Annotated in this window: 16 protein-coding genes; 7 read left to right on the top strand and 9 right to left on the bottom strand. The window is 66.7% G+C overall.

Translation table 11 applies throughout. The features are described 5' to 3' along the window. The first annotated feature begins 14 nt into the window (after positions 1–14). The 4 genes from gcvH (at position 15) to KNW02_RS03475 (ending at position 4213) form a co-directional block, all read left to right on the top strand. Positions 15–371, top strand: coding sequence for a glycine cleavage system protein GcvH (gcvH, locus tag KNW02_RS03490; RefSeq protein WP_216031907.1), 357 nt, complete (start codon positions 15–17; stop codon positions 369–371). An 81-nt stretch (positions 372–452) separates the two neighbouring features. Beyond that, a complete protein-coding gene (locus KNW02_RS03485; RefSeq protein WP_216031871.1) occupies positions 453–812 on the top strand; it encodes a VOC family protein in 360 nt (119 codons plus the stop codon). 21 nt (positions 813–833) lie between these two features. Then, complete coding sequence (gcvP, locus tag KNW02_RS03480; protein ID WP_216031870.1) at positions 834–3674, top strand: aminomethyl-transferring glycine dehydrogenase; 2841 nt, start codon at positions 834–836, stop codon at positions 3672–3674. 86 nt (positions 3675–3760) lie between these two features. After that, positions 3761–4213: a thioredoxin family protein gene (locus KNW02_RS03475; RefSeq protein ID WP_252733412.1), complete on the top strand. Its 453-nt coding sequence runs from the start codon at positions 3761–3763 to the stop codon at positions 4211–4213. Here the strand turns inward: KNW02_RS03475 and KNW02_RS03470 are convergent. Further along, positions 4210–5286 (bottom strand): glycosyltransferase 61 family protein, encoded by a 1077-nt coding sequence (locus KNW02_RS03470; RefSeq protein WP_216031869.1) that lies wholly within the window; start codon positions 5284–5286, stop codon positions 4210–4212. The two genes, KNW02_RS03475 and KNW02_RS03470, sit on opposite strands and share 4 nt — an antisense overlap. A gap of 73 nt (positions 5287–5359) precedes the next feature. Between KNW02_RS03470 and KNW02_RS03465 the strand changes: the two genes are divergently transcribed. Next, positions 5360–5686 carry an antibiotic biosynthesis monooxygenase gene (locus tag KNW02_RS03465; protein ID WP_216031868.1) on the top strand — a complete coding sequence of 109 codons (327 nt, stop codon included), beginning with the start codon at positions 5360–5362 and terminating at the stop codon, positions 5684–5686. A gap of 252 nt (positions 5687–5938) precedes the next feature. Here the strand turns inward: KNW02_RS03465 and KNW02_RS03460 are convergent, their stop codons facing one another. Next, a complete protein-coding gene (locus KNW02_RS03460) occupies positions 5939–6154 on the bottom strand; it encodes a hypothetical protein (RefSeq protein ID WP_216031867.1) in 216 nt (71 codons plus the stop codon). Positions 6155–6334: 180 nt separating this feature from the next. On the opposite strand from KNW02_RS03460, the gene KNW02_RS03455 reads away from it, so the two are divergent. Continuing rightward, the gene (locus tag KNW02_RS03455) at positions 6335–6964 is read left to right on the top strand and encodes a DsbA family protein (RefSeq protein ID WP_216031866.1); all 630 of its coding nucleotides are present in this window, start codon (positions 6335–6337) and stop codon (positions 6962–6964) included. On the opposite strand, the gene KNW02_RS03450 is transcribed toward KNW02_RS03455, so the two are convergent. Beyond that, positions 6961–7254, bottom strand: a complete 294-nt coding sequence (locus KNW02_RS03450; protein ID WP_431356735.1) for an HNH endonuclease family protein — start codon at positions 7252–7254, stop codon at positions 6961–6963. The genes KNW02_RS03455 and KNW02_RS03450 overlap by 4 nt on opposite strands. Before the next feature lie 369 nt (positions 7255–7623). Here KNW02_RS03450 and KNW02_RS03445 point away from each other — a divergent pair, with 369 nt between their 5' ends. After that, positions 7624–8817, top strand: coding sequence for an NnrS family protein (locus KNW02_RS03445; protein ID WP_216031864.1), 1194 nt, complete (start codon positions 7624–7626; stop codon positions 8815–8817). A 64-nt stretch (positions 8818–8881) separates the two neighbouring features. On the opposite strand, the gene KNW02_RS03440 is transcribed toward KNW02_RS03445, so the two are convergent. From KNW02_RS03440 to KNW02_RS03415, 6 genes are read right to left on the bottom strand one after another with little or no spacing between them, the layout of a single operon-like run. Continuing rightward, positions 8882–9391: a DUF2478 domain-containing protein gene (locus tag KNW02_RS03440; protein WP_216031863.1), complete on the bottom strand. Its 510-nt coding sequence runs from the start codon at positions 9389–9391 to the stop codon at positions 8882–8884. 11 nt (positions 9392–9402) lie between these two features. Next, entirely contained in the window at positions 9403–10191 is a 789-nt protein-coding gene (locus KNW02_RS03435) for a peptidylprolyl isomerase (protein ID WP_216031862.1), read from the bottom strand. A 4-nt stretch (positions 10192–10195) separates the two neighbouring features. Next, positions 10196–10882, bottom strand: coding sequence for a respiratory nitrate reductase subunit gamma (gene narI, locus KNW02_RS03430; protein ID WP_216031861.1), 687 nt, complete (start codon positions 10880–10882; stop codon positions 10196–10198). 13 nt (positions 10883–10895) lie between these two features. Next, on the bottom strand, positions 10896–11582 hold the full coding sequence (gene narJ / locus KNW02_RS03425; protein ID WP_216031860.1) for a nitrate reductase molybdenum cofactor assembly chaperone: 687 nt from the start codon (positions 11580–11582) through the stop codon (positions 10896–10898). Beyond that, positions 11579–13096, bottom strand: a complete 1518-nt coding sequence (gene narH, locus KNW02_RS03420; RefSeq protein WP_216031859.1) for a nitrate reductase subunit beta — start codon at positions 13094–13096, stop codon at positions 11579–11581. The genes narJ and narH overlap by 4 nt, the downstream gene beginning before the upstream one ends. Further along, positions 13093–16860 carry a nitrate reductase subunit alpha gene (locus tag KNW02_RS03415; RefSeq protein WP_216031858.1) on the bottom strand — a complete coding sequence of 1256 codons (3768 nt, stop codon included), beginning with the start codon at positions 16858–16860 and terminating at the stop codon, positions 13093–13095. The genes narH and KNW02_RS03415 overlap by 4 nt, the downstream gene beginning before the upstream one ends. Between the last annotated feature and the right edge of the window lie 13 nt (positions 16861–16873).

Raw genomic sequence — 16873 nt, 5'->3', positions numbered from 1 at the left:
GCCTGAACCCCATGCTGAAATATACCGAAGACCACGAATGGCTGCGCGCCGAGGGCGACGAGATCGTCGTCGGCATCACCGCCCATGCCAGCGAGCAGCTGGGCGACGTGGTGTTCATCGAACTGCCCGAGGAGGGCCGCGAGGTCGCGGCGGGCGAGGAGATCGTGGTGATCGAATCGGTCAAGGCAGCCTCGGACATCACCGCGCCGGTGGCGGGCGTTCTGACGGCGGTGAACAGCGCGCTGGCCGATGCGCCGGGCGATGTGAATGCCGATCCGATGGCGGCGTGGTTCTTTCGCATCAAACCGACCGAGCCCGGCGTCATGGACGGATTTCTGGACGAGGCGGCCTATCAGGCGCTGATCGGCTGATGAAGGGTCTGGCCCGGCGGCCGGGCCGAAGCCGGGGGCTGTCTGCCCCCGGACCCCCGAGGATATTTGCATGAAGAAGAAATGAGCGTCCTGCGGATTGTCCCGAACCTCGCGGCGCAGGATCTTCTGCGGCTGGCGGATTTCTATCGCGCGGCTTTCGGGTTCGAGATGTCCCTGGACATGGGCTGGATCGCCTTTCTTGAATTGGGCCGGCCGCAGAGGATCGAGCTTCATGCGGCGTCGCAGGGCGGGTCGGGGACCGATCTGCCGGTGATCTCGATCGAGGTCGACGATCTGGCCGAGGCGGAGCGGGGCGTCAGCGCAGCCGGTGGCGAGATCGTCTATGGTCCGGTTGACGAGCCGTGGGGGTTGCGCCGATTCTATCTGCGCGATCCCGAAGGAAATCTGGTGAACGTGCTTTGCCATGGCCGGCAAGGTTGAAACTGAGAAAGATGGAAGCGAATGGCCCGCTGGAAACCCACCGACTATAATCCCGATGATTTCGCCAATCGCCGGCATATCGGCCCCTCGCCCGCCGAGATGGCCGAGATGCTGAAGGCGGTCGGGGCGGACAGTCTGGATGCGCTGATCGAGCAGACCGTGCCGCAGGCGATCCGGCAGGAGAGGCCGCTGGACTGGCCGGCCCTGTCCGAGGCCGCCCTGCTGGCGCGGATGGAGGAGGTCGCGAAGCAGAACCGGGTCATGACCAGCCTGATCGGGCAGGGCTATTTCGGCACCGTCACCCCGCCGGCGATCCAGCGCAACATCCTTGAGAACCCGGCATGGTACACCGCCTATACCCCCTACCAGCCCGAGATCGCGCAGGGCCGGCTGGAGGCCCTGCTGAACTTCCAGACCATGGTCGCCGACCTGACCGGGCTGCCGGTCGCCAATGCCTCGCTGCTGGACGAGGCGACGGCGGCAGCGGAGGCCATGGCCATGGCCAGGCGGCAGGCGAAATCCAGGGCCGATGCCTTCTTCGTCGCCCATGACCTGCATCCGCAGACCATCGCCGTGATCGAGACGCGGGCGGCGCCCCTTGGCATCCGCATCGTCAAGGGCTCGATCGACGATCTGGTGCCGGATCAGGTCTTCGGCGCGATCTTCCAGTATCCGGGCACCTACGGCCATATCCGCGACCTGAGCCCCGAGATCGCGGCGCTGCATCAGGCCAAGGCGCTGGCGGTGGTGGCGACCGATCTGCTGGCCCTGTGCCTGCTGAAGGAGCCGGGCGCGATGGGCGCCGATATCGCCGTCGGCAGCGCCCAGCGTTTCGGCGTGCCGATGGGCTATGGCGGCCCGCATGCCGCCTTCATGTCCTGCCGGGACGAGCTGAAACGCGCCATGCCCGGCCGGATCGTCGGGGTCAGCATCGATGCCAGCGGCAACCAGGCCTATCGGCTGAGCCTGCAGACGCGCGAGCAGCATATCCGCCGCGAGAAGGCCACCAGCAATGTCTGTACGGCGCAGGCGCTGCTGGCGGTGATGGCCAGCTTCTATGCCGTGTTCCACGGCCCCGAGGGGCTGCGGGCCATCGCGCAGCGGGTGCATCTGAACGCCGCGACCCTGGCCGAGGCCCTGCGCGCCGCCGATGCAGAGGTCGCGCCGGGCGCGTTTTTCGACACGATCACGGTCAAGGTCGGCGTGGGTCAGGCCGGCATCCTGGCCGCGGCCGAGCAGCGCGGCATCAACCTGCGCAAGGTCGGCCGCGACCGCGTGGGGATCAGCGTCGATGAAACCACCGATGCCGGCGTGATCGCGCGGCTGCTGGACGCCTTCGGCATAACCGATTGCGCCCGGCCCGCCACCGCCCCGGCGATCCCCGACGAATTGCTGCGCGACAGCGATTACCTGACCCATCCGGTCTTTCACATGAACCGGGCGGAATCCGAGATGATGCGCTATATGCGCCGCCTGTCGGACCGCGATCTGGCGCTGGACCGGGCGATGATCCCGCTGGGGTCCTGCACGATGAAGCTGAACGCGGCGGCCGAGATGATGCCGATCACCTGGCCGGAATTCGGCGCGCTGCATCCCTTCGCGCCGCGCCATCAGGCGGCGGGATATGCCGAGGCCATCGCCGATCTGACCGACAAGCTGTGCGAGATCACCGGCTATGACGCCTTCTCGATGCAGCCGAACAGCGGCGCGCAGGGCGAATATGCGGGGCTTCTGACCATCGCCGCCTATCACCGCGCCAATGGCGATCAGCAGCGCGACATCTGCCTGATCCCGATGAGCGCGCATGGCACTAACCCGGCCAGCGCGCAGATGGCCGGGATGCAGGTCGTGGTGGTGAAATCGGCGCCGAACGGCGATATCGACCTTGAGGATTTCGCCGACAAGGCCAAGGCCGCGGGCGAGAAGCTGGCGGCGGTGATGATCACCTATCCCTCGACCCATGGCGTCTTCGAGGACACCGTGCGCGAGGTCTGCCGGATCACCCATGACCATGGCGGGCAGGTCTATATCGACGGCGCGAACATGAACGCGCTGGTCGGTCTGGTAAAGCCGGGCGAGATCGGCGGCGATGTCAGCCACCTGAACCTGCACAAGACCTTCGCCATCCCGCATGGCGGCGGCGGGCCGGGCATGGGGCCGATCGGCGTCAAGGCGCATCTGGCGCCGCATCTGCCCGGCGATCCCTGCGAGGGCGACAGCGGCGCGGTCAGCGCGGCCCCCTATGGCAGCGCGTCCATCCTGCTGATCTCATGGGCCTATATCCTGATGATGGGTGGCGAGGGTCTGACCCAGGCGACGCGCGTGGCGATCCTGAACGCCAATTACATCGCCAGCCGGCTGGCCGGGGCCTATCCGATCCTGTTCATGGGCAATCGCGGCCGGGTGGCGCATGAATGCATCCTCGACACCCGGCCCTTCGCCGAACATGGCGTGACCGTGGACGATATCGCCAAGCGGCTGATCGACAACGGCTTCCACGCCCCGACGATGAGCTGGCCGGTTGCCGGCACGCTGATGGTCGAGCCGACGGAATCCGAGACCAAGGCCGAGATCGACCGCTTCATCACGGCGCTTCTGGCGATCCGCGACGAGATCACCGAGGTTGCCGAGGGCCGCATCAGCGCCGAGGAATCACCCCTGCGCCGGGCGCCGCATACGGTCGAGGATCTGGTCGCCGAATGGGACCGGCCCTACAGCCGCGAGCAGGGCTGCTTCCCGCCGGGCGCCTTCCGGGTGGACAAGTACTGGCCTCCGGTCGGGCGGGTCGACAATGCCTATGGCGACCGCAACCTGATCTGCACCTGCCCGCCGCTGGACAGCTATGCCGAGGCGGCCGAGTGATCGGCCGCATCCGCAAGCGGACGTGATACGGCAGGGCCGGGCTTGATCGGTCCGGTCACTGTCCACATATATCTCGCAAATGATATATGTGGCGAAGCATGGCCGAGACGCTGAAACTGACCTGCCTTGACTGCGGCCAGACCAACGCCCTGCCCGCCGCCCGGCTGGGCGCCGCGCCAAAATGCGGCACCTGCGGGGCGGCCTTGCTGCCGGCAAAGCCGGTGGCGGTCGATTTCGAGACGCTGCAAAAGGCGGCCCGGACCGACGGGTTGCCCTTGCTGGCGGATTTCTGGGCCCCCTGGTGCGGTCCCTGCCGGGCGATGGCGCCCGAGTTCGAGAAGGCGGCGGCACTGTTGAAGGGCCGGGCGCGGCTGGTCAAGATCGACACCGAGCGCGAGCCCACCGCCAGCATCCGCTGGAATATCCGCGGCATTCCCGCCTTCATCCTGTTCAGGGACGGGCGCGAGGTCGCACGGCAGGCCGGCGCCCGCCCGGCGGCCGATCTGGTCCGTTTCGTCGAAGGCGCGACGGTGCGTTAGGCGAAGCGCGCCGGGGGCGCATCGCGTCCGAACAGATCCAGCGTCGCCATCAACTCGTCGCGTTCCAGCCGGAAACTGCCATCGCCGCCCTCGGCGACCAGCAGGCCGAAACGCTGGTCCAGACGATTGGCCAGTTGCTTCAGCGTCGCGGCCACGCGATCGGGCGGCTGGATCGGTACGATGGCGGCATCCTTCGGCGCGACCATCATGCCATGCACCAGATGGCTACCCTCGACGCCGACGATGGCAGCGGCGGCGCCGCAGGCCTCGATCAGTTCGTCCACGCTGGCCTCAAGCGGGTCGATGGCCAGAAAGCCGCGCTCGGCGACCAGTGCCTCGGCCAGATCCAGTTCGTTCTCCAGCAGCCGGGCCTCACCGGCGCTGCCGCGCAGCAGGAAGACACCGGCCACCGGGCGTGGGCTGCGACCTTCCAGCAGCCGGCAACGCAGCGCATCCTGACGCCGTGCCCGGTGGCTGTTATTGGCGAAATCATCGAACATCACCAGTTCGGTGAAATGCACGTCGCCCTCGACCCGCTCGGGCGACATGCCAAGCAGGTCTTCATAGCGGGCCTTGTGGCTTCCAACAGGCGACGCCGCCCCGCTGACCGGCCGGCCCGCCGCCTCGGCCAGATCATAGGCCACGCAGGCATCCATCAGCCAGCTTCCGAACCAGCGATTGGCCGACCAGTCCTCATAGAGCGCGCCGCTGATCCGGCTCTCGGGGCGGGGCGTCAGGCCAAAGCGCCGTTCGCGCGCGCGCAGGTGATATTCGGCGCCGCCATGGTACAGCACACCATCCACCAGATCGACTTCGCGCAACCGCCAGGCCATTGTCGGCCCCTCTTCACAGACCTCTTCCTCGACCAGCGCATGCAAGGTCTCGGGCAGGGGCGCGAAGATGCTTGCCCGGATCCGCTCGACCTGCCCCGGAAGGACCAGCGAACGACGGTACTGCATGGTTTCCGCCGGCGCGACCTGCCAGCGGTCCTCGGCTCCGGCGAAGAAATCGGAGCCGGACAGACCAGCAAGTTGTCGCAGGCGGGAGGTAAAGGCGCGGAGGGAATGGAACATGTTGAAAACCGCTTTATGATCTGATGGCCGCCATTGGTCGTTGGTAAAAGATATTCAACCGTAACGAGGTAATATGCTGGTTCAATTGGTCAGTATCCGGGTTCTTCCAGAACATCGCGACAGGTTCATCGAAGCGTTCCGGATCAATTGCGAAGGCAGCCGGCGCGAGCCGGGGAACCTGCGGTTCGACCTGCTCTGCGATCCCGAGGACGAGAACAGCTTTTCGGTCTATGAGGTCTTTACCGGCCCCGAGGCGCTGCACGCCCATGTCCGGACCGAACACTATCGCCGTTGTGTCGAGATGATCACCCCGATCTGCGTCGGTCAAAGAACCAAGCGCTTCTTCACCCCGGTTCTTGTCGAGGCTGCGCCGGGCAGCCGGACGGACGGCACCGGCTGAACTGTCATGTGCAGATATCGCCACCACGCGGAAAACCCCCGCGCGACCAAAGGGCGCGGCACGGCCGCCTGCCTCGGTCGCCCACCACAAACACGTCATGATAGGCAACTATCCGCCGACGCCGTGTGGGTCAACCGTTATCGATGTCCGAAAAGCCGGGTTGCCACGCCCCGGATGCGTTCGCCAAAATACCGCCCTTCGCCGCGGCCATGGGGGCGCGGCGGCAGGTCGAGGGATCGGCTTGCCCGAAGCCTAGGAAGTCACCTGCCGGGCATGCGAGCAGTTCGACTTGCGGGCCGGGGTGATCAGCTCGGGCTGGCTCTGCTGATTGACCTCACCGGCGGCGGGCGCGGTCTGCACGGCGGGCGCGGGCGCGGGCACGGGTTTCGGGGCTTCCACCTGTTGCGCAAGGACCGGCAATGCGGTCAGCGGGACCAGCGCAAACGCGGCGAGGATGCGGCGAAGCATGGCGGTTCCTTTCGGCATGATCCTGGATCAATGGCGTCAGCATGGGGCCGAATCAGCGTATCGCCAAAGGAATCCCGCTCACATCGCCGTCATTTCCGCCCGCACCGGAACGTGACTGTCCCTCTGTCTCTGGCCGTTCTACCACTTGGGATGACCCGCCGATGACCGAGAGGAGCCCCCATGCCCACCCGCCGCCATCTTCTGATCAGCAGCGCGGCCCTTGGCGCCGCAACCGCCCTGCCGGCCCTGGGGCAGTCCGCCAACCGACCGAACCCGATGCCCGAGGAACTGCGCGAGGCGCTGGAGCGCGATCCCAACGCCCCGGTCCTCGGCAATCCCAGGGGCGACATCACCCTTGTCGAGTTCTTCGACTACAACTGTCCCTTCTGCAAGAAGATGGTCGGCCCGATGCAGCAGCTGATAAGCTCGGACCCGCAGCTGCGCGTGGTCTATCGCGAATGGCCGGTCTTCGGCGCAGATTCCGAATTCGCCGCCCGCGCCTCGCTCGCCTCGCTGGATCAGGGCAAATACTGGCAGTTCCACGCCTCCCTGCTGGGCATGAAGGGCCGCGCGGTCGAAGCGACGGTGATGCGATCCGCCCGCGAGGTCGGACTGGATGAGGCGCGTCTGCGCAAGGACATGCAGGCGGCGCGCATCGACGAGCATATTCAGACCTCCTTCGCGCTGGCCGATCACATGGGGCTGATGGGCACGCCGACCTTCATTGCCGGCGACGAGGGCGCCTTCGGCGAGATGAGCCTGAAAGAGATGCAGGGCCTGATTACCCGCGCCCGCGACACGCTGGGCTAACGGACCTTGCCCTTCCAGCCGGGCGGCCGCCGGGCCACCCAGGCAAAGAAGCGCGCCAGATCCGGATGGGCGCGCAGGGCCTCGACGCTGTTGTAGCGGCGGGCGAGTTCGGTCTCGCTTAGGGTCTTGTGGATGGTCGAGTGACAGACCTGATGGATCAGGATCACCGGGCCGCCCTTGCCACCGCGCAATCGCGGCGTCAGGTGGTGGCGGCTTTGCGGCACACCGGGCGGGATCGGACGATCGCAGAGCGGACAGACGGGGTCCGGCCCGGCAGTCTCCGCAGCCATGTCCGGCATGGGTGTCCCACCCCTCCCGGCCCCCCGTGTCCTTGCCATCTCGTCGTTCCCTTCCCGGTTGCAGGGTGGATCGCGTCCCGTGGCACCGACCCGTTTCGCAGCCCGTCGAAGGCCAGAATAATGCCTTGAGATGGTGCCGGAAACACGCGCCTCGCATGGACCCTTCTGCACCGCGGTGATATAGAAGCGCCGTCCGGGCGAGCCAGGTCCGAGCGATCTCGGCCATGGGCCGCGCCGGTGGTATCACCACCCCGCCTCACCGTCCGGATCCCTGGCGCAGCGCGTCACTGACGCCACGCATCCGGGACATATTCTTTGGCCCGCCAGTCACCGACGGGCCGGATCTGGAAAGGTAGCGACATGACAAGTACCGCCGAACGCACGGGCCGGTTTCACGGGCCCGCAGTCCTGACCTATGGGTTCCGGCCGTTCTTCCTGCTGGCCGGGCTGTGGGCGGCGGCGGCGATGCTGCTGTGGGTCGTGATGCTGTCGGGCGGGACGCCCCTGCCCCTGAGCCTCGATCCGATCAGCTGGCATGCGCATGAATTCCTGTTCGGCTATCTCGGCGCGGTCATTGCCGGATTCGTCCTGACCGCGGTCCCGAACTGGACCGGCAGGCGGCCACTGGCGGGCACACCGTTGGCCGGGCTGGTGCTTCTGTGGCTGTCGGGGCGGCTTGCGATCGCGGTCTCGGGCTGGCTGCCCTGGCCTGCGGTGGCGGCCATTGATCTGTCGCTGGCCGTGGCACTGGTGCTGTTCCTGACCCGCGAGGTGATCCAGAGCGGGAACTGGCGCAACCTGCCGGTCGTCGGGCTGATCGGGCTCTATGGGCTGGCCAATGCTGTGTTTCTGGCCGAGGCGGCTGGCGGCGGCGTCGCCTTCGACGGGGTCGGCATGCGCCTCGGGCTTGCGGCGGCGGTGCTGCTGATCGCGCTGATCGGCGGCCGCATCATCCCGGCCTTTACCCGCAACTGGCTGACCGCGCGTGGCTCGGCGCGGCTGCCGCAACCCTTCGACCGTTTCGACGCCGCGGTCCTCGGCCTGAGCGCGGTGACACTTCTGGCCTTCGTCGCCGCCCCCGACACGGCCGGGCTGCGCTGGCTGATGCTGGCGGCGGGGGCCGCGCATCTGTGGCGGCTGTCGCGCTGGTGCGGCGGGCTGACCCGGGCCGAGCCGCTGCTCTGGGTGCTGCATGTCGCCTATGCGATGCTGGCGCTTGGCTTTGTCGCAGAGGCGGCGGCCGGCTTCGATCTGATCACCCGGGCGGCGGCCCGCCATCTGTGGCTGGCCGGCGCGATCGGTCTGATGACGGTCGGGGTGATGACCCGGGCGACGCGCGGCCATACCGGCAGGCCCCTGCAGGCCGACCGGCCGACGCTGCTGATCTATCTGGCGCTGATCGGGTCGGCCTTGCTGCGGGTGGCGGCCGGGCTGTGGTCCGACCCGATGCCGCTGCTGCATCTGTCGGCCGGGCTGTGGCTGGCCGCATTCGCCGGCTTCGCGCTGGCCTACGGGCCGATCCTGCTGCGCCCCAAGCCGGCACCGGGCTCGTAAGAGCCGACGAAAACGGCCCGGTCGCGCCGGCCGGGCCTTTCATCGGGGCAAATACAGGTTTCGCTCAGGCGGTGGCCGGCACCGCGTCCCGACACCAGCCGATCACCGCCCGCTCGTCCCCCGGCAGGGCACGGGCCAGCCCCCCGGCGAAACCCTCGAAGGCCGGCAGGTTCAGGCCGTTCACGCCGATCAGGACCGGCAGGCCGCAGGTCAGGGCCTCGGCGATCAGCGGCGCGAGGCCGCGGCCCTCGGCCTCCTGCTTGCCGAACTTGTTGACGATCAGCAGATCGGCCGAAGGCAGGGCGCGGGCCACGCCCAGAACCGCCTGTTCCAGCGCCCCGGCATCCAGACGGCAGCCGCGTGCCAGATCGCCGCGATCCTCGCTGATCCGCAGGACCGGGCCGTCGGGCAGCACCACGATGTCCATGTCGCACCGGGCGCGGTCCGGACGCAGGACATTGCTTTGCACGGTGCCGGCAAGGCGCAGCCCATCGGCCCGCAGCAGATCGGCGATGCCGGCCAGGAAACGGTCATTGGCACCGCGTCCGGGCAGGCTGACATAGGCGAGGCGCATTCCGGTCTCCCTCAGGTCATCTCGATGCCGCTGATCTCGGCCCCCGCGACCAGCGCGGCGACGAAATCGCGGCTGGCGCGCAGCCAGGCGGCCTTGTCATGCGCCTCGCGCAGCGCCGGCAGCACCGCCTCGAAGGGCAGAACCTCGCCCCGCGCGCAGGCATCCAGCCGGATGACGTGCAGACCATAGCGCGATTCGGCCAGTTCGATCTGCCCCTCGTTCATGCGCGCCATCACCGCCTCGAATTCCGGCACGGTATCGCCCGAGGACAGTTGCCCCAACAGCCCGCCCGCGGTTTTCGACGAACAGGCGCTGTGGCGGGTAGCCAGTTCGGCAAAGCGCCGCGGCTCGTCCCGCAACTCGGCCAGCACCGCCTCGGCCATCTGCCGCGCGGCGGAGCGGGCCTCGGCATCCCCGGGGACCGCGGCGAACAGGATATGCGCGGCCTCGAACAGCGAGGGCGCGCGGAACCGGTCGGGATCGGCCTCATAGGCGGCCCGCAGCCCGGCCTCGTCGCAGGGTTCGGGCGAAACCGCCTGATCCAGCAATTGCCGGATCAGCGCCTCGTCCTCGGTCTCCCACTGGCCGGGCGCGGTTTCGACCGGTTGCGGGGCCAGCCCGCAGGCCCGCGCCTGCTGCAACAGCAATTCGCGGATCGCCAGCGCGCGGGCGGCGGATTTCCAAGCCAGTCCCGGCTTGCCCTTGGGCGCGGGGTGGTTCTGCGCCTCGGCCGCGATGCGGCCGGGGTCGATGGTCACGCCGTTCACGACGACCGGCGGCAGCAGCGGTTTCAGTTCCATCGCCTCACTCCGCCGGATGCCGCTTGGTCCGCACGATCTGGTAGCCGGGCCGCCACAGATAGCGGACCGGGGCCGAGATCATGTGCACCAGCCGGGTGAAGGGGAACAGCAGGAAGATGGTCAGGCCCAGGAAGATATGCAGCTTGAACAGGATGTTGACACCGGCCATGTGATCGGCCGCGCCGGATCGCAGATAGACGATGCTCTGCGCCCAGGACATCAGCCGCACCATTTCCTCGCCGTCCAGATGCTGCAGCGAGACGAGGATGGTCAGCAGCCCCAGCACCAGTTGCAGCACCAGAAGCGCAAGGATGCCGGTATCGGCAAGGGTGGAGTTGGCGCGGACGCGCGGATCCGTCATGCGCCGGTGCAGCAGAATCGCGCCCCCGGTCAGCGCCATGATGCCGGCGATGCCGCCCACGCTCATGGCCAGGATCTGCTTGGCGCTGTGGCTGATGCCGATGGCGTCGAAGATCACGACCGGGGTCAGCAGCCCGACGACATGACCGAAGAGGATGATCAGCACGCCGACATGAAACAGGACCGAGCCGATGACGAATTGCCGCCGGCGCAGGATCTGGCTGGATTTCGACTTCCAGGTGAAGGGATCGCGGTCATAGCGGATGATCGAGCCGAGGATCATCACGGTGATGGCGATATAGGGATAGATGCCAAAGAAGAAGTTGTTCATGACTGTGCCTCGTTCATTCGGCGGCCTGCGCGGGGGCGCGCGGGTCCATGCGGGCAAGGATGTCGCGGCTGACCGGGCAGCCGGCATTGGGATCGGGGCCGAAGGTGACCTGCGCCTCTTCCCAGACGGCATCCAGCGCGGCCAGATCCTCGGGGTCGTCATCGGGGATCGCGGCCAGTTCGGCCGAAGGCGCGATCTCGGTCTGGGCCAGCGTGACCAGGGCCGAGAACACCGCCGCATAGGGCGAGCCGCGCCGGATCAGCCGCTCGGCCAGCGCGGTCAGGATATGACCGGCATCGGCCAGCATCGAGCGCGCCTCGGCCAGGGGCCGGGTGGACAGGTATTCCAGCAGCACCGGCAGATGGTCGGGCAGTTCCGTGCCGGCCAGATCGAAGCCGCCGGCGCGATAGGTTTCCAGCAGGTCGACCATGGCGCCGCCGCGGTCGCGGCTTTCGCCATGGACATGCTCGAACAGGTTCAGGGACAGGGTACGCGAGCGGTCGAACAGCAGCACATAGCGTTCCTGAAGATCATAGAGATCGTCATGGGCCAGCGATTGCAGAAGCGGCGCCAGTTCCTTTTGCCGGGTGGGGCCAAGCAGCCCCTCGTCATGCAGGACGGCGTCGATGGCGGGGATCGCCTCAGCCAGATCCGGGCCGGGATAGCTGAGCAGGGCGGAGAGTGCCTTGAAGGTCTTCATGCGATGAACTCCTGCGGGCTGCGGAACTTCTTGCCGCCGAACATCGAGCCGCTGCTGCCCGACGAGCAGCCGTTGCCGTCGGTAAAGCCGCAGCCGCCGCGCAGGTCATAGGCGTCCTCGACCAGTTCGCGGTGCGTCGTCGGGATGACAAAGCGGTCCTCGTAATTGGCGATGGCCAGAAGCTGATACATCTCGTCGATCTGCAGGGGCGTCAGGCCGACGCGCTGCGCCGCGCCCAGGTTGATCACGCCGTCGATCGACTTCGACCGCATGTAGGAGCGCATGGCCAGCATCCGCTCCAGCGCCAGCGCCACCGGGGCCTCGTCGCCCGCCGTCAGCATGTTCGCCAGATAGCGCAGCGGGATGCGCAGGCTGCGGACATCGGGCATGTCGTCCTGTGCCGCGATCCTGCCCGCCTCGGCGGCGTTCTGGATCGGCGACAGCGGCGGCACATACCAGACCATCGGCAGGGTGCGATATTCGGGATGCAGCGGGAAGGCGATCTTCCACTCCATCGCCATCTTCCAGATCGGCGATTTCTGCGCGCCGATGATCCAGTCCTCGGGCACGCCCTCGGCGCGGGCGGCGGCGATGACTTCGGGATCGTTCGGATCGAGGAACACGCCCAGTTGCGCGTCGTAAAGATCCTTCTCGGCCTCGACCCCGGCCGCCTCGGCGATGCGGTCGGCGTCATACAGCATCACGCCGAGATAGCGGATGCGGCCGACGCAGGTTTCCGAACAGACCGTCGGCTGGCCGCTTTCCAGACGCGGATAGCACAGCACGCATTTTTCCGATTTGCCGGTGGACCAGTTGTAATAGATCTTCTTGTAGGGGCAGCCCGAGACGCACATCCGCCAGCCCCGGCACTTTTCCTGGTCGATCAGCACGACGCCGTCATCCTCGCGCTTGTAGATCGCGCCCGAAGGGCAGGAGGCGACGCAGGCCGGGTTCAGGCAATGTTCGCACAAACGCGGCAGATACATCATGAAGGTGTTTTCGTATTCGCCGTAGATCTCCTTCTGCACGCCCTCGAAATTGTAGTCCTGCGAGCGTTTGGCGAATTCGCCGCCGAGGATTTCCTCCCAGTTCGGCCCCCATTCGATCTTTTCCATCCGCTCGCCCGAGATCAGCGAACGCGGCCGTGCGGTCGGGAAGGCCGGCATCTCGGGCGCCGATTTCAGATGGTCGTAGTCAAAGGTGAAGGGCTCGTAGAAATCGTCGATCTCGGGCAGGTCGGGGTTGGCGAAGATATTCGCAAGGATCCGCCACTTGCCGCCCTGCTTGGGTTGCAGATGGCCCGAGCGGGTCCGGGTCCAGCCGCCGTTCCAGCGTTTCTGGTTCTCCCAGTCCTTGGGATAGCCGATGCCGGGCTTGGTTTCGACATTGTTGAACCATGCGTATTCGACGCCCTCGCGCGAGGTCCAGACGTTCTTGCAGGTGACCGAACAGGTGTGACAGCCGATGCATTTGTCGAGGTTCAGCACCATGCCGATTTGCGCACGTACTTTCATTCCGCTGCCTCCGTCGTTTGGGTTGCGGTTCCCGCCTCCAGCGGGGTGTCGAGCCAGTCGACCTTGTCCAGTTTGCGGACGATCACGAATTCGTCCCGGTTCGAACCGACCGTGCCGTAATAGTTGAACCCGTAGGCCAGCTGGGCATAGCCGCCGATCATGTGGGTGGGTTTCAGCACGACGCGGGTGACCGAGTTGTGGATGCCGCCGCGCAAATTGGTGATCTGGCTGCCGGGCGTGTTCACGATCTTTTCCTGGGCGTGATACATGAAGGCGGTGCCTTCCTTCATCCGCTGGCTGACCACGGCGCGGGCGGTGATGACGCCGTTGCTGTTGAAGACCTCGATCCAGTCGTTGTCGACCAGCCCCGCCTTGCGCGCATCGACCTCGGAGATCCAGACGCAGGGGCCGCCGCGGTTCAGCGTCAGCATCAGCAGGTTGTCGGTATAGGTCGAGTGGATGCCCCATTTCTGGTGCGGGGTGATGAAGTTCAGCACCACATGCTTTTCGCCATTGGCCAGCGATTTCGTGGCCGCGGCCCCCACCGTCTTCAGATCGACGGGCGGCCGCCAGGTCACGAAACCCTCGCCGAAGGCGCGCATCCATTCATGGTCCTGATACAGCTGCTGACGGCCGGTGACGGTGCGCCAGGGGATCAGTTCATGCACGTTGGTCCAGCCGGCGTTATAGCAGACCTCCTCGCTTTCGATCCCCGACCATGTGGGCGAGCTGATGATCTTGCGCGGCTGGGCGGCAATGTCACGGAAGCGGATTTTCTCGTCCTCCTTGACCTCGGCCAGATGCTTGTGATCGCGGCCGGTCGCCTTGCCAAGCGCCTCCCATGCCTTCACCGCCACCTCGCCGTTCGTCTCGGGCGCCAGCATCAGCACCACCTCGGCGGCGTCGATGGCGGTCTCGATCCGGGCCATGCCCTTGGTCACGCCCTCCTCGGTCACCCGGCCGTTCAGCGCCTGAAGGTGATGCACCTCGGTTTCGGTGTTCCAGCTGATGCCCTTGCCGCCATTGCCGACCTTTTCCATCAGCGGGCCAAGCGCGGTGAACCGCTTGTAGAGGTTCGGATAGTCGCGCGTGACCTCGATATAGGCGGGCGCGGTCTCGCCGGGGATCAGGTCGCACTGATCGCGCTTCCAGTCGCGCACCGCGTCCTGGGCGATCTCGCCGGGGCTGTCATGCTGCAGCGGCAACTGCACCACGTCGGTTTCCTCGCCCAAGACCTCGGGCGCCACCTCCGAGAATTTCCGGGCGATCGACTTGAAGATCTCCCAGTCGGATTTCGACTCGTAGGCCGGATCCACCGCCGCCTGCAGCGGGTGGATGAACGGGTGCATGTCCGAGGTGTTCATGTCGTCCTTTTCGTACCAGGACGCGGTCGGCAGCACGATATCGGCATAGACGGCCGTGGTGGACATGCGGAAGTCGATGGTCACCAGCAGGTCCAGCTTGCCCTCGGGCGCCTCGTCATGCCAGACCGCCTCGACCGGCTTCTGCCCGCCTTCGGCCCCCAGATCCTTGCCCTGAACGCCGTGATCGGTACCCAGAAGGTGCTTGAGGAAATACTCGTGCCCCTTGCCGGACGAGCCCAGCAGGTTCGAACGCCAGACGAACAGGTTGCGCGGCCAGTTCTCGGGCGCGTCGGGATCCTCGCAGGACATCTGCAATTCGCCCGATTTCAAACGCTGGGCGACATAGTCCCTGACCGGCACGCCGGCTTCCTTGGCCGCGCGCCCGACCTCGAGCGGGTTGGTCTTCAGCTGCGGCGCCGAGGGCAGCCAGCCCATGCGCTCGGCCCGGATGTTGTAGTCGATCAGGCTGAGCCGGCTCCAGTCGCCCTCGGGCGCGGTCGGCGACAGGATTTCGGCCGAACTGACCGTCTCATAGCGCCACTGGTCGGTATGCGCGTACCAGGCGCTGGTCGCGTTCATGTGCCGCGGCGGACGCGCCCAGTCCAGCGCGAAGGCCAGCGCCGTCCAGCCGGTCTGCGGGCGCAGTTTCTCCTGCCCGACATAATGCGACCAGCCGCCGCCGGACTGGCCGACGCAGCCGCACATCACCAGCATGTTGATGACGGCGCGATAGTTCATGTCCATGTGGAACCAGTGGTTCATCGCCGCGCCGATGATGACCATGGAACGGCCATTGGTCTTTTCGGCATTGGCGGCGAATTCGCGCGCCACCTGGATGATCCTGTCGCGGCGCACGCCAGTGATGCGCTCGGCCCAGGCCGGGGTGAAGGGCACGTCGGCGTCGTAATCCGAGGCGACATGATCGCCGCCCAGGCCCCGGTCGAGGCCATAATTGGCGCAGAACAGGTCAAAGACCGTGGCCACCAGCGCCTCGCTGCCGTCGGCCAGCGCGATGCGCTTGACCGGCACGTTGCGGGTCAGGACCTCGCCGCGGTCATCGACCTCGAAGCCGTTGGTGGCACTGCCGCCGAAATAGGGGAAATCGACGGCGGCCACCTCGTCGCGGTCCTCGTCGAGGATCAGGCTCAGCTTCAGCGTGACATCCGCGCCATCGGCCTTTTCCTCGAGGTTCCACTTGCCCCGCTCTTCGCCCCAGCGGAACCCGACCGAACCATTGGGCACGACCAGCTTGCCGCTGTTCTCGTCGATGGCGACGGTCTTCCATTCGGGGTTGATCTTCTGGCCCATCCCCTCGGCCAGATCGGCGGCGCGCAACTGCCGGCCCGGCACCAGCCGCTCACCCTGCCGGTCCAGCCTGACCAGCATCGGCATGTCGGAATAGCGGCGGCAGTAATCCTCGAAATAGGGCACCTGCCGGTCCAGGTGGAACTCGCGCAGGATGACGTGGCCGAAGGCCATACCGAGGGCCGCGTCGGTGCCCTGCTTGGCGTTCAGCCAGATATCGCCGAATTTCGCCGCTTCGGAATAGTCCGGGCAGATCACCGCCGATTTGGTGCCGCGATAGCGCGCCTCGGTGTAGAAATGCGCATCCGGCGTCCGCGTCTGCGGCACGTTCGAGCCCCACAGCAGCAGATAGCCCGCATTATACCAGTCGGCCGATTCCGGCACGTCGGTCTGTTCGCCCCAGGTCTGCGGGCTTGCCGGCGGCAGGTCGCAATACCAGTCATAGAAGGACATGCAGGTACCACCCAGAAGCGACAGATAGCGCGTGCCGGCGGCATAGGAGATCATCGACATCGCCGGGATCGGCGAGAAGCCGAACACCCGGTCGGGACCGTAGGTCCTGGCGGTATAGGCGTTGGCGGCGGCGACGATCTCGGTCGCCTCGTCCCAGGTCGCCCGCACGAAGCCGCCCTTGCCGCGGGTCTTGGTATAGCTGGCCCGGGCCTGCGGGTCCTTCTGGATCGCCTCCCAGGCCGCGATCGGCGACATGGTCTTGCGCTTTTCCCGCCACAGCCGCATCAGCCGGCCGCGGATCAGCGGGTTCTTCACCCGGTTCGCGGAATAGAGATACCAGCTGTAGCTTGCCCCCCGCGCGCAACCGCGCGGCTCGTGATTGGGCAGGTCGGGGCGGGTGCGCGGATAGTCGGTCTGCTGCGTCTCCCATGTGACGATGCCCGACTTGACATAGATCTTCCACGAGCAGGACCCGGTGCAGTTCACCCCATGGGTCGAGCGGACGATCTTGTCGTGCCGCCAGCGGGCGCGATAGGTATCCTCCCAGTCGCGGTTCTCGGTGGTGGTCTGCCCGTGCCCCTCGGCGAACACGTCCTTGCGGTTCGATTTCAGGAAGTTCAGGCGATCCAGAAGATGGCTCATCTTGCTGTCTCCT

Source organism: Paracoccus marinaquae, from assembly GCF_018860165.1.
Taxonomy (GTDB): Bacteria; Pseudomonadota; Alphaproteobacteria; order Rhodobacterales; family Rhodobacteraceae; genus Paracoccus; species Paracoccus marinaquae.
This window is presented reverse-complemented; position numbering and strand designations above follow the sequence as displayed.

Bases quoted from the DNA above. Each gene is read 5' to 3' on its own strand.
- KNW02_RS03465 (WP_216031868.1), top strand. From the start codon at position 5,360: ATGCTGGTTCAATTGGTCAGTATCCGGGTTCTTCCAGAACATCGCGAC.
- narH (WP_216031859.1), bottom strand. From the start codon at position 13,096: ATGAAAGTACGTGCGCAAATCGGCATGGTGCTGAACCTCGACAAATGC.
- KNW02_RS03455 (WP_216031866.1), top strand. From the start codon at position 6,335: ATGCCCACCCGCCGCCATCTTCTGATCAGCAGCGCGGCCCTTGGCGCC.
- gcvP (WP_216031870.1), top strand. From the start codon at position 834: ATGGCCCGCTGGAAACCCACCGACTATAATCCCGATGATTTCGCCAAT.
- KNW02_RS03460 (WP_216031867.1), bottom strand. From the start codon at position 6,154: ATGCTTCGCCGCATCCTCGCCGCGTTTGCGCTGGTCCCGCTGACCGCA.
- KNW02_RS03450 (WP_431356735.1), bottom strand. From the start codon at position 7,254: ATGGCTGCGGAGACTGCCGGGCCGGACCCCGTCTGTCCGCTCTGCGAT.
- KNW02_RS03415 (WP_216031858.1), bottom strand. From the start codon at position 16,860: ATGAGCCATCTTCTGGATCGCCTGAACTTCCTGAAATCGAACCGCAAG.
- KNW02_RS03470 (WP_216031869.1), bottom strand. From the start codon at position 5,286: ATGTTCCATTCCCTCCGCGCCTTTACCTCCCGCCTGCGACAACTTGCT.
- KNW02_RS03435 (WP_216031862.1), bottom strand. From the start codon at position 10,191: ATGGAACTGAAACCGCTGCTGCCGCCGGTCGTCGTGAACGGCGTGACC.
- narJ (WP_216031860.1), bottom strand. From the start codon at position 11,582: ATGAAGACCTTCAAGGCACTCTCCGCCCTGCTCAGCTATCCCGGCCCG.
- KNW02_RS03440 (WP_216031863.1), bottom strand. From the start codon at position 9,391: ATGCGCCTCGCCTATGTCAGCCTGCCCGGACGCGGTGCCAATGACCGT.
- KNW02_RS03475 (WP_252733412.1), top strand. From the start codon at position 3,761: ATGTGGCGAAGCATGGCCGAGACGCTGAAACTGACCTGCCTTGACTGC.
- KNW02_RS03485 (WP_216031871.1), top strand. From the start codon at position 453: ATGAGCGTCCTGCGGATTGTCCCGAACCTCGCGGCGCAGGATCTTCTG.
- narI (WP_216031861.1), bottom strand. From the start codon at position 10,882: ATGAACAACTTCTTCTTTGGCATCTATCCCTATATCGCCATCACCGTG.
- KNW02_RS03445 (WP_216031864.1), top strand. From the start codon at position 7,624: ATGACAAGTACCGCCGAACGCACGGGCCGGTTTCACGGGCCCGCAGTC.